This window comes from Paraburkholderia sp. BR10872, from assembly GCF_040965835.1.
GTDB classification, from domain to species: Bacteria; Pseudomonadota; Gammaproteobacteria; order Burkholderiales; family Burkholderiaceae; genus Paraburkholderia; species Paraburkholderia nodosa_A.
The window spans coordinates 186348-199599 of sequence record NZ_JBFRCN010000008.1 but is presented as its reverse complement, the minus strand read 5'-3'; the positions used below and the strand labels follow the sequence as shown (position 1 = coordinate 199599).

14 protein-coding genes are annotated in these 13252 nt (G+C 65.3%); 12 read left to right on the top strand and 2 right to left on the bottom strand.

What is annotated here, in order from left to right; all coding sequences use genetic code 11:
• The 5 genes from AB4Y43_RS09700 to AB4Y43_RS09680 form a co-directional block, all read left to right on the top strand.
• Positions 1-600, top strand: a 600-nt coding sequence (locus AB4Y43_RS09700) for a fumarylacetoacetate hydrolase family protein (protein ID WP_368727687.1), incomplete at its 5' end; no start/stop codon positions are given.
• Entirely contained in the window at positions 597-1349 is a 753-nt protein-coding gene (locus AB4Y43_RS09695; protein WP_069266107.1) for an SDR family NAD(P)-dependent oxidoreductase, read from the top strand. The genes AB4Y43_RS09700 and AB4Y43_RS09695, both read left to right, overlap by 4 nt.
• A gap of 94 nt (positions 1350-1443) precedes the next feature.
• A complete protein-coding gene (locus AB4Y43_RS09690; RefSeq protein WP_368684948.1) occupies positions 1444-2802 on the top strand; it encodes an MFS transporter in 1359 nt (452 codons plus the stop codon).
• A 24-nt stretch (positions 2803-2826) separates the two neighbouring features.
• The gene (rhmD, locus tag AB4Y43_RS09685) at positions 2827-4005 is read left to right on the top strand and encodes an L-rhamnonate dehydratase (protein WP_368727686.1); all 1179 of its coding nucleotides are present in this window, start codon (positions 2827-2829) and stop codon (positions 4003-4005) included.
• Positions 4006-4058: 53 nt separating this feature from the next.
• The gene (locus tag AB4Y43_RS09680) at positions 4059-4841 is read left to right on the top strand and encodes an SDR family NAD(P)-dependent oxidoreductase (protein ID WP_368603418.1); all 783 of its coding nucleotides are present in this window, start codon (positions 4059-4061) and stop codon (positions 4839-4841) included.
• An 18-nt stretch (positions 4842-4859) separates the two neighbouring features.
• Here AB4Y43_RS09680 and AB4Y43_RS09675 read toward each other — a convergent pair whose 3' ends face one another.
• Positions 4860-5852 (bottom strand): LysR family transcriptional regulator, encoded by a 993-nt coding sequence (locus tag AB4Y43_RS09675; RefSeq protein ID WP_069266186.1) that lies wholly within the window; start codon positions 5850-5852, stop codon positions 4860-4862.
• A gap of 213 nt (positions 5853-6065) precedes the next feature.
• Here AB4Y43_RS09675 and rhaM point away from each other — a divergent pair, with 213 nt between their 5' ends.
• The 6 genes from rhaM to rhaS all read left to right on the top strand — a co-directional run bounded on the left by rhaM (position 6066) and on the right by rhaS (position 12028).
• Complete coding sequence (gene rhaM, locus AB4Y43_RS09670; RefSeq protein ID WP_321909459.1) at positions 6066-6380, top strand: L-rhamnose mutarotase; 315 nt, start codon at positions 6066-6068, stop codon at positions 6378-6380.
• Between the two features lie 20 nt (positions 6381-6400).
• Complete coding sequence (locus AB4Y43_RS09665) at positions 6401-7306, top strand: amidohydrolase (protein WP_368684950.1); 906 nt, start codon at positions 6401-6403, stop codon at positions 7304-7306.
• A gap of 28 nt (positions 7307-7334) precedes the next feature.
• Positions 7335-8876, top strand: coding sequence for a sugar ABC transporter ATP-binding protein (locus tag AB4Y43_RS09660; protein ID WP_368727685.1), 1542 nt, complete (start codon positions 7335-7337; stop codon positions 8874-8876).
• Complete coding sequence (locus AB4Y43_RS09655) at positions 8873-9928, top strand: ABC transporter permease (protein ID WP_368727684.1); 1056 nt, start codon at positions 8873-8875, stop codon at positions 9926-9928. Before AB4Y43_RS09660 ends, AB4Y43_RS09655 begins: the two co-directional genes overlap by 4 nt.
• Positions 9921-10940, top strand: a complete 1020-nt coding sequence (locus AB4Y43_RS09650) for an ABC transporter permease (protein WP_368727683.1) — start codon at positions 9921-9923, stop codon at positions 10938-10940. Before AB4Y43_RS09655 ends, AB4Y43_RS09650 begins: the two co-directional genes overlap by 8 nt.
• A gap of 80 nt (positions 10941-11020) precedes the next feature.
• Entirely contained in the window at positions 11021-12028 is a 1008-nt protein-coding gene (rhaS, locus tag AB4Y43_RS09645) for a rhamnose ABC transporter substrate-binding protein (RefSeq protein WP_069266098.1), read from the top strand.
• A gap of 73 nt (positions 12029-12101) precedes the next feature.
• On the opposite strand, the gene AB4Y43_RS09640 is transcribed toward rhaS, so the two are convergent.
• Complete coding sequence (locus AB4Y43_RS09640; protein WP_069266097.1) at positions 12102-12797, bottom strand: SOS response-associated peptidase; 696 nt, start codon at positions 12795-12797, stop codon at positions 12102-12104.
• A gap of 79 nt (positions 12798-12876) precedes the next feature.
• Between AB4Y43_RS09640 and AB4Y43_RS09635 the strand changes: the two genes are divergently transcribed.
• Positions 12877-13203: a hypothetical protein gene (locus AB4Y43_RS09635; RefSeq protein WP_141710740.1), complete on the top strand. Its 327-nt coding sequence runs from the start codon at positions 12877-12879 to the stop codon at positions 13201-13203.
• Positions 13204-13252 lie beyond the last annotated feature (49 nt).

The window sequence follows — 13252 nt, the reverse complement described above, 5'->3', positions numbered from 1 at the left end:
ATGCCCGTCCCCACAGAGCCCGTGCTCTTCCTCAAGGCAACGAGTTCGATCACCGGCCCCAACGACGACGTGCTGATTCCCCCGGGCGCGAAGAAGGTCGACTGGGAAGTCGAGCTGGGTGTGGTGATCGGCGAAGCAGCGCGCAATGTGCCGCGCGAGCGCGCGCTCGATTATGTGGCCGGTTATTGCGTGGTCAACGATGTTTCCGAGCGCGCATGGCAGATCGAGCGCGGCGGCCAGTGGGACAAGGGCAAGGGCTACGACACCTTCGCGCCGCTCGGCCCCTGGCTTGTCACGCGCGACGAGATCGCCGACCCGCAGGCGCTCGACATGTGGCTCGAAGTCGACGGCAAGCGTTACCAGAACGGCAACACGCGCACGATGATCTTCGACGTGGCCACGCTCGTTTCCTATATCAGCCAGTTCATGAGCCTGCAGCCCGGCGACGTGATCTCGACCGGCACGCCGCCGGGCGTCGGCATGGGGCAGAAGCCGGAACCCATCTATTTGCGCGCGGGACAGACCATGCGGCTGGGCGTGAGCGGCCTGGGCGAACAACAGCAACGCCTCGTGGCGGAACAAGGAGAGCAGGCGCAATGAATCAACTGGATCTGAACAATCGCGTGATGGTCGTGACGGGCGGCGCGCGCGGTCTGGGTTATGCCGTGGCGCAGCGGGCATTGCGTTCGGGCGCGTCGGTCGCGCTCTGGGACATCGACGCGGAACGGCTCGAACGCGCGCGCGCCGAGTTGTCGGAGCTGGGCAAGGTTTCGGTGGTGACGGTCGAACTGACCGACGAAGCCTCGGTCGAGGCAGCCGCACAGCAAACCGTGAAAACGCACGGCGCGATTCACGCGCTCGTGAACAGCGCAGGCATCACGGGCGGCAATGGTCTCACGTGGGAACTACCCGTCGACGTGTGGCGCCGCGTGATCGAAGTGAACCTGATCGGCAGCTACCTGACCTGCCGCGCCGTGGTGCCGCGCATGATCGAGCAGGGCTATGGACGCATCGTCAATATCGCCTCCGTGGCCGGCAAGGAAGGCAATCCGAATGCTTCGCACTACAGCGCATCGAAGGCCGGGCTCATCGGACTGACGAAGTCGCTCGGCAAGGAGCTGGCCACGAAGGGCGTGCTCGTCAATGCCGTGACGCCGGCGGCGGCCAAGACCGAGATTTTCGATTCGATGTCGCAGCAGCATATCGACTACATGCTCGCGAAGATCCCGATGAACCGCTTCCTCATGCCGGACGAGGCGGCTTCGATGATCGTCTGGCTCACGACGGAAGACTGCGCGTTCAGTACCGGCTCGGTATTCGATCTTTCGGGCGGGCGCGCGACATACTGAGGCGGGAAGCAGGACCCGCGCGCACCGGCCGGACAACGCGCGGGATCACGATAACGGCGCGGTGGTAACAGAAGAGCGCCGACAGGAGACATCGATGTCGATCGAGGCACCTACCTTGGCACCTACGCTGGCGGAAGCCGCGGGCCGCAAGGCCATGCGCCGCCTTTTGCCCTTCCTGCTCTTGATGTACGTGCTCGCGTTTCTCGACCGCGCGAACATCGGCTTCGCGCAAAAGGCGCTGTTGCACGATACGGGCCTTTCGGACGCGGCATTCGCTTTCGGCGCGGGCGTGTTCTTCGTCGGCTACGCACTCTTCGAAGTGCCGAGCAATCTCGCGCTGCACCGTGTGGGCGCGCGGATCTGGATGTGCCGCATCATGGTCACGTGGGGCATGATTTCCGCGGCGATGGCGTGGGTGCAGTCGCCGACTTCGTTCTATGTGCTGCGTTTCCTGCTGGGCGTGGCCGAAGCGGGCTTCTTCCCCGGCATCATCTATTACCTCACGCAGTGGTTTCCGCAGTCCTCGCGGGCGCGCGCCATCGGCGTGTTTTATTTCGGCGCGCCGCTGGCCTTCATCTTCGGCGGGCCGTTGTCAGGACTCCTGCTCGAGATGCACGGCACCTTCGGGCTCGCAGGCTGGAAGTGGCTCTTTCTCGTAGAAGGCGGGCTGGCCTCGGCCGTGGGCGTGTGGGCCTTCTGGTATCTCGTCGACAAGCCCGGGGACGCGCGCTGGCTCTCCCCCGACGAGCGCCGCGCGCTCACGAGCGCGATCCAGCTCGACGCGCGTGAAGCCGCCGCGCACGGCCCGCGCGATGCGCTCGCCGCGCTGTTCGACCGCCGCGTGCTCGCTTATGCCGGCATCTATGCGCTGATCCAGATGAGCGTGTACGGCGTGATCTTTTTTCTGCCGCAACAGGTGGCCTCGCTCGTGGGCGCCTCCGTGGGCCTCGAGGTAGGCCTGCTCGCGGCCGTGCCCTGGCTGTGCGCCGTGGCGCTCACGTGGATCGTGCCGCGCCGCGCGGACCGCCTCGGAGGGCATCGCGCTTGGGCCGCGCGCCTGCTCGTGATGTCGGGCATCGGCATCGCCGTCTCGGGCCTGGCGGCAGGCCTTGGCGGCACCGCGGGCGCGATCGTCGCGATGCTCGGCCTGTGCTGCGCGGCGAGCGGCTTCATCGCGGCGCAGCCGCTCTTCTGGACCTTCCCGGCGCGCGATCTCGCGGGCGCGGCCTCGGCCAGCGGCATCGCGCTCATCAATTCGCTCGGCGGCCTGGGCGGCTTCATCGCGCCGATGCTGCGCGCCGCCGCCGACCGAAACTTTGCTTCCCACGCGGCGGGCCTCGAACTGCTCGGGCTTGCAAGCATTGCCGCCGCGCTGCTCATTCTTGTCGTCGCGCCGCGCGCCGTTGCGCCGGCGGCTCGCTCATTCGAGCCGCCCGTGCGGCGCGCGCGCTAATCCTTTACCCAGGAGCTACGTAACATGGCCATGCCAACCATCAAACACGTGCGAGCCTTCACCGTGCGCGGCGGCGGCGCCGATTATCACGATCAACCCGACGGCCACTGGATCGACGACCATATTTCCACGCCGATGGCGCGCTATCCCGAGTATCGTCAGAGCCGCCGCTCGTTCGGCATCGACGTGCTCGGCACGCTCGTCGTGGTTGTGGAGGCGAGCGACGGCACTGTGGGATTTGCCGTGACCACGGGCGGCGAGATCGGCGCATTCATCGTCGAGAAGCATCTCGCGCGTTTTCTCGAAGGGCAGCGCGTGACCGACATCGAGAAGATGTGGGATCAGATGTACTACGCCACGCTCTACTACGGCCGCAAGGGTGTCGTGCTCAACACCATTTCGGGCGTCGATCTCGCACTGTGGGACCTGCTCGGGCAGATCCGCAAGGAACCCGTGTATCAGTTGCTCGGCGGCCCCGTGCGCGACGAGCTGATGTTCTACGCCACCGGCGCGCGCCCCGATCTCGCAAAGGAAATGGGCTTCATCGGCGGCAAGCTGCCGCTGCTGCATGGTCCGGCCGAAGGCGAGGAGGGCCTCAGGAAGAACCTCGAACTGCTCGCCACCATGCGCGAGCGTGTGGGCGACGACTTCTGGCTCATGTACGACTGCTGGATGAGCCTCGACGTGCGCTATGCCACGCGCCTCGCCCAGGCCGCAAAAGAGTACGACCTCAAGTGGATCGAGGAATGCCTCCCGCCCGACGACTACTGGGGCTATGCCGAACTGCGCCGCAATGTGCCGCGCGGCATGATGGTTTCCACCGGCGAGCACGAAGCCACGCGCTGGGGCTTTCGCATGCTGCTGGAAATGGGCTGCTGCGACCTGATCCAGCCCGACGTGAACTGGTGCGGCGGCATGACCGAACTCATCAAGATCTCGGCGCTCGCCGACGCGCACAACGTGCTGGTCGTACCGCACGGCTCCTCGGTGTACAGCTATCACTTCGTCGTGACGCGCCATAACTCGCCGTTCGCGGAATTCCTCATGATGGCGCCGAAGGCCGACAAGGTGGTGCCGATGTTTACACCGCTGCTGCTCGACGAACCGGTGCCGGTGCAAGGACGGCTCAAGGTGCCGGATGCGCCGGGCTTCGGTGTTCGGCTCAATCCGGACTGCAAACTTTCCCGGCCATACACGCACTGAGCGCGCCGAACGCGCACCAGGCGAGGCTCATCACAAGCTACGAGGAGAAACACGTGCTGCTCAAGGACAAGGTGGTGATCGTCACCGGCGGTTCGCGCGGCATTGGCCGCGCCATTGCGATTACGAGCGCCCGCGAGGGCGCCGATGTCGCGATCAACTACTGGGGTGACAACGACGCCTCGTACGGCCGTCGCTCGGCGATCGACGAGGTGCTAGGCGAGATCGAGCGGCTAGGACGCCGCGCGCTCGCGCTGGAAGGCAACGTGGCCGCGCCGCAAACGGGCGTGGATCTCGTGCGTCAGACGGTGGAGCGCTTCGGCAAGGTCGATGTGCTCGCCAGCAATGCGGGCATCTGCCCGTTCCACTCGTTTCTCGACATGCCGCCCGCCGTGCTCGAACGCACGATAGGCGTGAACCTGAACGGCGCGTTCTACGTGACCCAGGCCGTCGCGCGGCAAATGAAGGAGCAGGGCACGGGCGGCGCGATCGTGGCGACGAGTTCGATCAGCGCGCTCGTGGGCGGCGGCATGCAGACGCACTATACGCCGACCAAGGCCGGCGTGCATTCGCTCATGCAGTCGTGTGCGATCGCGCTCGGGCCCTATGGCATACGCTGCAATTCGGTGATGCCGGGCACCATCGCCACCGACCTGAACGCCGAAGACCTGAGCGACGAAGGCAAGCGTGCGTACTTCGAAAAGCGCATTCCGCTCGGGCGGCTGGGCGCGCCCGAGGACGTGGCCGAATGCGTGGTGTTTCTCGCCTCGGACCGCGCGCGCTATGTGACGGGCGCCGCGCTGCTCGTGGACGGCGGGCTATTCGTGAATCTGCAGTGAGCCCTGGGCCCACGCGTATCAATGAGGAGCGAGCACGACCGCGTGCGAACCATCGTGAGCGATATCGTCCATCTTGAAGGGCTGCGAAAAGCGCCGCAGCAAGCCGACGAAATGCTCGGCGGGCTCGGCGAGCGGCTCGTTCTTGCGCGTGAGCACGCCGTAGCCCGGCAGGCTCTTGCCGATTTCGAGTGGCAGCACGACGAGCAGCTTGCCGCGCACATGGTCGCGCACGACCGGCTCGGGCAACATGGCCACGGCGTCGAAACTTTCGAGCAGTTGCAGCGTGGCGAAGATCGAGGCCGACTCGGTGAGATTGGCGGGCGTGCCGAGACCGGCGCGCGCGAGTTCGCCTTCGAACAATTCACGCGCGGGACTCGTGATGGGCTGCGCAACCCACGGCCAGTCCATCAGTTCCGCGAGCGTGACCTGTTCGCGCCGCGCAAGCGGATGGCGCGCGCGCACCACGAGCACGAGCGTTTCCCGCGCGATCGGTTCGAAGCTGAAATCGTTGTGCTGCAGCGGCGTGGTGAGGCGCCCGAGCGCGAGATCGACTTCGCGGCGATGCAGCAGCTGCACGACCTGGTCGCTCGTTTCGCCGAGGATGCGCACGTGCAGCAGCGGCCGTTCGGTCTTGAGCGTGGCGACGGCTTGCGCGAGCAGGTCGGGCGCGGCGCCCATGATCGCGCCCACGGTGAGCTGGCCGTGCCCGCCGCGGCGCTTCACGTCGAGGTCTTCGGCAAAGCGCGTGAGTTCGGCAAGCGCGCGGCGCGCGTAGGCGAGCGTGACGACGCCGAGCGCGGTGGGCTGCATGCCGCGCGCGTTGCGCTCGAAGAGCCGGAAGCCGAACGCTTCCTCGATGTCGCTCAGCATGCGGCTCGCGCTGGGCTGCGCCACGTTGATGGCATCGGCGGCCTGATGAACATTGCGCGCGTCGTCGAGCGCGACGAGCAGGGCAAGGTGCTTGAATCTGAGCCGGTTGACGAGTGCGACGACGGAAGTGTGATGGTTCATGGAGCGATCCGGTTTGTGCATCGCCCGATCCCAACATCGGATTGGTTGGCTATCGATGCGGGAATTATAGTCGGATCACAACGCAGCTAACCACGTAAAAACGCGTGCAACCGCGCACCGCGAAGCCAGGGCAAACACCGAGTCGACGCGTGCCCCTGCTTCGCATGAGCGGTACAAGCGCACGACGTATCAAGGCTGGACGGAGACACGATCATGGAGACAATTGCGTTTCGCATGCAGCTCGATCCCGGCAAGCGGGACGAATACGAGCGGCGTCACCGCGAAATCTGGCCCGAACTGGCGAGCGCGCTGCGCGATGCGGGCGTAAAAAATTACCGCATCTTTCTCGACGAAGCGACGCACCATCTCTTTGCCGTGCTCGAGCGCCGCGACGATCACACCATGGACGCGCTGCCCGAGCTGCCCGTCATGCGCAAATGGTGGGATTACATGGCCGACATCATGCAGACGGATGCCCACAACGTGCCGCTGCAACAGCCGCTCGTGCAGGTCTTTCATTTGCCTTGAGCACACGCGAGGAACATGCCATGCAGGTCGTCGATCCGCACGTCCACTTCTGGAACCTCGATACGCATCATTACCCGTGGCTCGCGAATCCGGGCACGTCGTTCGTCTGTGATGCGCGCGAACTCAAGCACAACTATCTGCCCGCCGACCTGTTGCGCGAGGCCGGCGACATCGACGTGCTCAAGGTCGTGCATGTCGAAGCGAATCACGACCCGGACGATCCGGTGGAAGAAACGCGCTGGCTGGAAGGGCTCGCGGATATTGCCAAGAATGCGGGGGAGCCACGTGCGTTGCCCGACGCGATCGTCGCGGCCTGCGATCTCAGTTCGCCCAATGCGCCTGCGCTGCTCGAGGCGCACGCGGCGTTTGCGCGTACGCGCGGCATTCGCCAGATTCTCAACGTTCACGAGAACCAGCTCTACGACTACGTGGGGCGGCATTACATGCGCGAGGCGGCGTGGCGCGAGAACTTCGCGCTGCTGGAGAAGCACGGTCTGTCGTTCGACCTGCAGCTATATCCCTCGCAGATGGAGGAGGCCGCCGCGCTCGCGCGTGCGCATCCCGGCATTCAGCTCGTGATCAACCACGCGGGCATGTTCGTCGACCGCAGCAGCGTGGCGGGCTACCGCGCATGGCGCGACGGCCTGCGCCTGCTTGCGGCATGCCCGAACGTGGCCGTGAAGATCAGCGGACTGGCGATGTTCGACCATGCATGGAGCGTCGAAAGCCTGCGCCCTTATGTGCTGGAAACGATCGACGCGTTCGGCGCGGATCGCGCGATGTTCGCCTCGAACTTTCCGGTCGACCGCCTGTTCGGCGGCTATTCGAAGCTTTGGCATGCGTATGCGTCGATCGTGAGCGGCGCCAGCGAGAGCGAACACACGGCGCTGTTTCGCGGCAACGCGGAACGTATCTACCGCATTTGAGTGTGCGCGCAACGACAGGGAGACAGGCGTGGAAGCAGAAGCAAAAAGCAGGTCCGGCGACACTCCGCGGCTCGAACTGCGTAACGCGAGCAAGTCGTTCGGGCGCGTGCGCGCGCTCATCGACGGCAGCCTGAGCCTCATGCCCGGCGAGGTGCACGCGCTGCTCGGCGAAAACGGCGCGGGCAAGTCGACGCTCGTGAAGATCCTCGCGGGCGTGTATCAGCCCGATGGCGGCGCAATGCGCATCGACGGTGTGGAGCGCGCGTTCGCGACGCCCGCTCAGGCGCGCGACGCCGGTATCGCGGTAATTTATCAGGAACCCACACTGTTCTTCGATCTGTCGATCGCGGAGAACATCTACATGGGGCGTCAGCCCGTGGATCGCGTGGGCCGCATCGACTACGACACGATGCATCGCGAGGTCGCGGCGCTGCTCCAGTCGCTCGGCGTCGAATTGAAGCCCGAACGGCTCGTGCGCGGACTTTCGATTGCGGACCAGCAGGTGATCGAAATTGCGAAGGCGCTTTCGCTCAACGCGAACGTACTCATCATGGACGAGCCCACGGCCGCGCTCTCGCTGCCCGAGGTCGAGCGGCTCTTTACGATCGCGCGCACGCTGCGCGACCGTGGCGTGGCGATTCTCTTCATCACGCACCGGCTCGAAGAAGTCTTCGCGCTCACGCAGCACGTGACGATCATGCGCGACGGCGCCAAGGTGTTCGACGCGCCCACGGCCACGCTCAAGACCCAGGACATCGTCGCGAAGATGGTGGGACGCGACCTTGCGACGTTCTACCCGAAGGCGGACGTGCAACCGGGCGAAGTGATGCTGCGCGTGCGCGGCCTCACGCGCCGCGGCGTCTTCAAGGACATTTCGTTCGACGTGCGCGCGGGCGAGATCGTCGCGCTCGCGGGGCTCGTGGGCGCGGGGCGCAGCGAAGTGGCGCGCGCGATATTCGGCATCGATCCGACCGACGCGGGGCAGGTGCAGATCGCGGGCAAGCCGCTGGCCTCCGGCATGCCCGCTGCCGCCGTGAAGGCCGGCCTCGCGCTCGTGCCCGAGGACCGGCGTCAGCAAGGTCTCGCGCTCGAACTGAGCATTGCGCGCAACGCCTCGCTCACGGTGCTCGGGCGGCTCGTGCGCTTCGGCCTCATCTCCACGGGGCGCGAAGTGGAGCTGGCCGGGCAATGGGGCAAGCGTCTGCGTCTGAAGGCGAGCGATCTGAACGCGCCGGTGGGCACGCTCTCCGGCGGCAACCAGCAGAAGGTGGTGCTCGGCAAGTGGCTCGCCACCGGGCCGAAGGTGCTCATCATCGACGAACCGACGCGCGGCATCGACGTGGGTGCGAAGGCCGAAGTCTACGGCGCGCTCGCGGAACTCGTGAAAGAGGGCATGGCCGTGCTGATGATTTCTAGCGAACTGCCCGAGGTGATCGGCATGGCCGACCGCGTGCTCGTCATGCACGAAGGCCGCATCACCGCCGATATCGCACGTGCCGACGCCAACGAAGAGCGCATCATGAGCGCCGCGCTCGGCGAAACCAACATTCATCTGGGGCACGCCGCATGATGCGCCATTCCACTTCTCCTCATCCCCTGCACGGCGGCGAGCCGCGCCCGCAGCGGCGCAACGCGGGTGCATTGGCCGAAGCGCTGGCGCGCAGCCGCGAGACCACGCTTTTCGTGGTGCTGCTGCTGATCGTGGGCGGTACGGCGCTCGCCCGGCCGCAATTCCTCAACCTGCAGAACCTGCGCGACGTGCTGCTCAACGTCTCCATCGTGAGCTTGCTCACGGCGGGCATGACGATCGTGATCCTGATGCGTCATATCGATCTCTCGATCGGCTCGACGGTCGGCATCAGCGCCTATGGCGTGGGCAGTCTCTACGTCGCGTTCCCGCACATGCCTGTGCTCGTGGCGCTGGTCGCGGGGCTCGCCATCGGACTCGTGGCCGGCTCGATCAACGCGCTGCTCGTGGCCGTGGGGCGCGTGCCGTCGCTCGTCGCGACGCTCTCCACGCTCTACATCTTCCGCGGTGCCGATTACGCGTGGGTGCATGGCGGCCAGATCAACGCCACGAGCCTGCCCGACGCGTTTTCGCGGCTCGCCACGGGCTCTGTGCTCGGCGTTCCGGTGTTGGCGCTCATCGCGATCGTTCTGCTTGCTGCGCTCTCCGTGTATCTCAAGCAGTTCCGGCCGGGCCGCGAATACTACGCGATCGGCTCGAACCCGGAAGCGGCGCGCCTTGCCGGTATCAACGTTGAGCGCCGCGTCGCGACGGGCTTCTTGATCAGCGGCGCGATAGCGGGCCTGGCCGGCGCGCTGTGGCTCGCCCGCTTCGGCACCGTGGACGCGAGCACCGCCAAGGGCATCGAGCTGCAGGTGGTGGCGGCCGCCGTGGTCGGCAGCGTGGCGATCACGGGCGGCGTGGGCACGATACTCGGCGCGACGCTCGGCGCGCTCGTGCTGGGCGTGATCAGCATCGCGCTCGTGGTGCTGCACGTCTCGCCGTTCTGGGAGCAGGCGATTCAGGGCGCGCTGATCGTGGCCGCCATCGCCGCCGATACGCTGCTCGCCCGCTCCGTGGCAAAACGCATGATGAGGAAACGCGACCATGGCTAAGAACGCCCCGAAACCCGACGCCGCGCTGCTCACGCGCCAGCCCGGCTTGCCGCTCAGCTGGGAAGCGCTGCTCGTCGTCATTCTCATTGCATCGATGGTGGTGGGGCGCGTGCTCTCGCCGGTTTTTCTCACGGGGGCGAACATCAGCAACGTGCTCGCGGACCTCACCGAAGTCGCGCTCATGGCCTTGCCGATGACGCTCATCATCGTCGCCGCCGAAATCGATCTTTCGGTGGCCTCGGTGCTCGGCGCTTCGAGCGCGTTGCTCGGCGTGCTCTGGCACATGGGCTTGCCGATGCCGGTCGCCATGGCGCTCGTGCTCGTGGCAGGCGGCCTCGCGGGTCTCTTCAACGGGCTCGTGATCGTGAAGCTCAATCTGCCTTCGCTCGCGGTGACGATCGGCACGCTCGCGCTGTTTCGCGGGCTGGCCTACGTGTTGCTCGGCGATCAGGCGATTGCCGACTTCCCGCCCGCTTATACGCTCTTTGGCATGAGCAACCTCGGCAACACGTTCATCCCGTTGCCGTTCCTGATCGTCGCGGCGTGCGCGATCGTGTTCACGATATGGCTGCAGGCGATGGCGTTCGGCCGCAGCCTCTTCGCGATCGGTGCGAACACCACGGCCGCGTCGTTCTCGGGCATCGACGTGCCGAAGATCAAGCTGCGCCTCTTCGTGCTGTCGGGCGTGATGAGCGCGCTCGCGGGCATCGTCTATACGCTGCGGTTCACGAGCGCACGCGGCGACAACGGCGAGGGCTTTGAGCTTTCGGTGATCGCGGCGGTGCTGTTCGGCGGCGTGAGTATTTTTGGCGGGCGCGGGTCGATGTACGGCGTGCTGCTCTCGCTGCTGATCGTAGGTGTACTGAAGAACGCGCTTACGCTCGTCGATGTGTCGAGCGAAACGCTCACGATCGTGACCGGGGCGCTGCTGCTGGCTTCGGTGCTGATCCCGAATCTCGCTGCGCGCTGGCGCACGATGCGTGACCGGCGCGCACTGGCGCGGGCGGCATGAACGAGGTGTGAAGAAGGGCAAGGAAGTCAAGAGGCAGTCAATCAGCCGGACGCGTCCGGTACCCATCGAGGAGACGATTCATGAGAAAGCCAGTACGTCACGTGTGCACGGCCCTGCTGTGCGCGATGCTAGTGGGAGGCGGTGTCGCGGCGCATGCGGCCGGCATCAAGGAAGGGCTGAAGATCGCGTTCGTGCCCAAGCAGATCAACAACCCCTACGAGGTGATCGCCGATAACGGCGGTCTGGACGCGATCAAGGAGTTCAAGGGCGAAGGCAAGGCAGTGGGTCCTTCGGACGCGGGCGCGTCCTCGCAGGTCTCGTACATCAATACGCTGACCACGCAGCATCAGGACGCGATCGTTATCGCGGCCAACGATGCGAATGCGCTCGTGCCGTATTTGAAGCGCGCGATGGATCAAGGCATCAAGGTCGTGACTTTCGACTCGGACACGGCGCCCGAAGGGCGGCAGATCTTCGTGAACCAGGCGAACGCGGAGAGCATTGGCCGCGGCCAGATCCAGCTCGTTTCGAAGCTGATGGGCGGCGAAGGCGAGTTCGCGATTCTCTCGGCCACGCCTAACGCGACGAACCAGAATACCTGGATCAAGTGGATGCAGGAAGAGCTGAAGAAGCCCGAGTATTCGAAGATGAAGCTCGTGAAGATCGCCTACGGCAACGACGACGACCAGAAGTCCTTCGTCGAGACGCAAGGCTTGCTGCAGGCGTATCCGAACCTGAAGGCGATCGTTGCGCCCACCTCGGTCGGCATCGCCGCGGCGGCGCGCTATATCTCTTCGTCGCCGAGCAAGGGCAAGGTGGTGGTGACGGGCCTCGGCACGCCTAACCAGATGCGTGCGTTCGTGAAGAACGGCACCGTGAAGGCGTTCCAGCTTTGGGATCCGGGTGCACTCGGCTACCTCGCCGCGTATGCGGCCGCCAATCTTGCTTCGGGCACCATCACGGGCAAGGAAGGCGAGTCGTTTGAAGCAGGCAAGCTCGGCAAGCGCACCATCGGCAAGAGCGGTGAAGTGATTCTCGGGCCGCCCACGACGTTCGATGCTTCGAATATCGATAACTTCAACTTCTGATTCACGTTGCTGGTTTGATTGACGTGGAGTGCTAAACGACCCGGTTTGCCGGGTCGTTTTCCCGGGTCGTTTGCTATTGGCCGTTCGAATCGGGCTTCGGGCTCACGCGCGGGGGCAGGGGCTGAGGCTCGGCCGCCATCCCCTCCACCGGATACAGATTGAGAAATGACCTCGCCTCGTCCATCGAACGGCTCGCCAGCCAGCTCTCATACTCGGAAGGCGGCACGATCACTACGGATCGTTTCTCGTCCCCGGGCTTGTGAAAACGCTTCATGAGCGGATGATCGCTCGCATTGACGGTGAGCATCGTGAACGAGTACGCCTTGCCGGCCTCGCCTTCGTCCCACTCGCGCCATAAGCCGGCAATGGCGAATGGCGCGCCGTCGGCGAGACCAATGCGCCAGCGCACCGCCTTGCCGGTTTCGTAGCTCGGCTCGAAAAACGCCTCGCATGGAATCAGGCACAGCTGTAGCTTCTTCCATGCGCCGCTGAAGCTGCGCCTCTCGCCCACCGATTCGGCGCGCGCGTTCATCGTGTCGAACACCTTCACGCCGGGCGCAATCTGTTTGCGCGGCACCATGCCGAACGTCGCGAGCAGGGCTTCGCGCGCATCGGGAGTCCCGGGCAGATCGTCCGTCGGGCTCGCCCGGCGGATGACCGGCGCGGCATAGTCCTTGAAGATCTCGTCGCGCCACGGGTCGTCGGGCGGCAGGACGCCGTAGTGCCTGAAGAGGTAGTCACGGCGTGCGGCGGCGTAGTTCGTGCACATGGTCGTCTCCGTCCCTTCCTTCAGAATCATTCTGACATGTGATAGGCTGTATAAATATACAGTGTTTTTGGGGCGGAAAATGGGACGGGATCATCGTCACTTCCCTCCGCTCACGGCGGCGGAACTGGCTGAAATCTACGACCGGAATCCCTTGCCCGTCGTATTGCGGTTGCTATGGGAAATCCACCGGTTGCGCTCCACCATCAGCCGGGCGAACCAGATCCGGCTCACGATCGGCACGCGCGTCGGCAAGGCGAATACGCCTGCGGGCATGTGGGAGCGTTTCGAGCAGGAACTCGACGCGGAGCCGTGTTTGACCGATCCGCTCACGGCGCGTCAAAAGGGTTTGTTGCATGAGGGCGAGCCCGAAGGGCGGCTGCGGCGCAGGCGGCGCAACGGCGATTGATCGTTGGCCTGCGCAGCCGGCTTGGTGAGATAGAGGGTGCGCTCGAAAA

What these genes read in the sequence shown, in the direction of transcription:
- AB4Y43_RS09640 (WP_069266097.1), bottom strand. Translation starts at nt 12,797, where the DNA reads ATGTGCACGAACTACGCCGCCGCACGCCGTGACTACCTCTTCAGGCAC.
- AB4Y43_RS09635 (WP_141710740.1), top strand. Translation starts at nt 12,877, where the DNA reads ATGGGACGGGATCATCGTCACTTCCCTCCGCTCACGGCGGCGGAACTG.
- AB4Y43_RS09675 (WP_069266186.1), bottom strand. Translation starts at nt 5,852, where the DNA reads ATGAACCATCACACTTCCGTCGTCGCACTCGTCAACCGGCTCAGATTC.
- AB4Y43_RS09695 (WP_069266107.1), top strand. Translation starts at nt 597, where the DNA reads ATGAATCAACTGGATCTGAACAATCGCGTGATGGTCGTGACGGGCGGC.
- rhaS (WP_069266098.1), top strand. Translation starts at nt 11,021, where the DNA reads ATGAGAAAGCCAGTACGTCACGTGTGCACGGCCCTGCTGTGCGCGATG.
- AB4Y43_RS09665 (WP_368684950.1), top strand. Translation starts at nt 6,401, where the DNA reads ATGCAGGTCGTCGATCCGCACGTCCACTTCTGGAACCTCGATACGCAT.
- AB4Y43_RS09690 (WP_368684948.1), top strand. Translation starts at nt 1,444, where the DNA reads ATGTCGATCGAGGCACCTACCTTGGCACCTACGCTGGCGGAAGCCGCG.
- rhmD (WP_368727686.1), top strand. Translation starts at nt 2,827, where the DNA reads ATGGCCATGCCAACCATCAAACACGTGCGAGCCTTCACCGTGCGCGGC.
- rhaM (WP_321909459.1), top strand. Translation starts at nt 6,066, where the DNA reads ATGGAGACAATTGCGTTTCGCATGCAGCTCGATCCCGGCAAGCGGGAC.
- AB4Y43_RS09650 (WP_368727683.1), top strand. Translation starts at nt 9,921, where the DNA reads ATGGCTAAGAACGCCCCGAAACCCGACGCCGCGCTGCTCACGCGCCAG.
- AB4Y43_RS09655 (WP_368727684.1), top strand. Translation starts at nt 8,873, where the DNA reads ATGATGCGCCATTCCACTTCTCCTCATCCCCTGCACGGCGGCGAGCCG.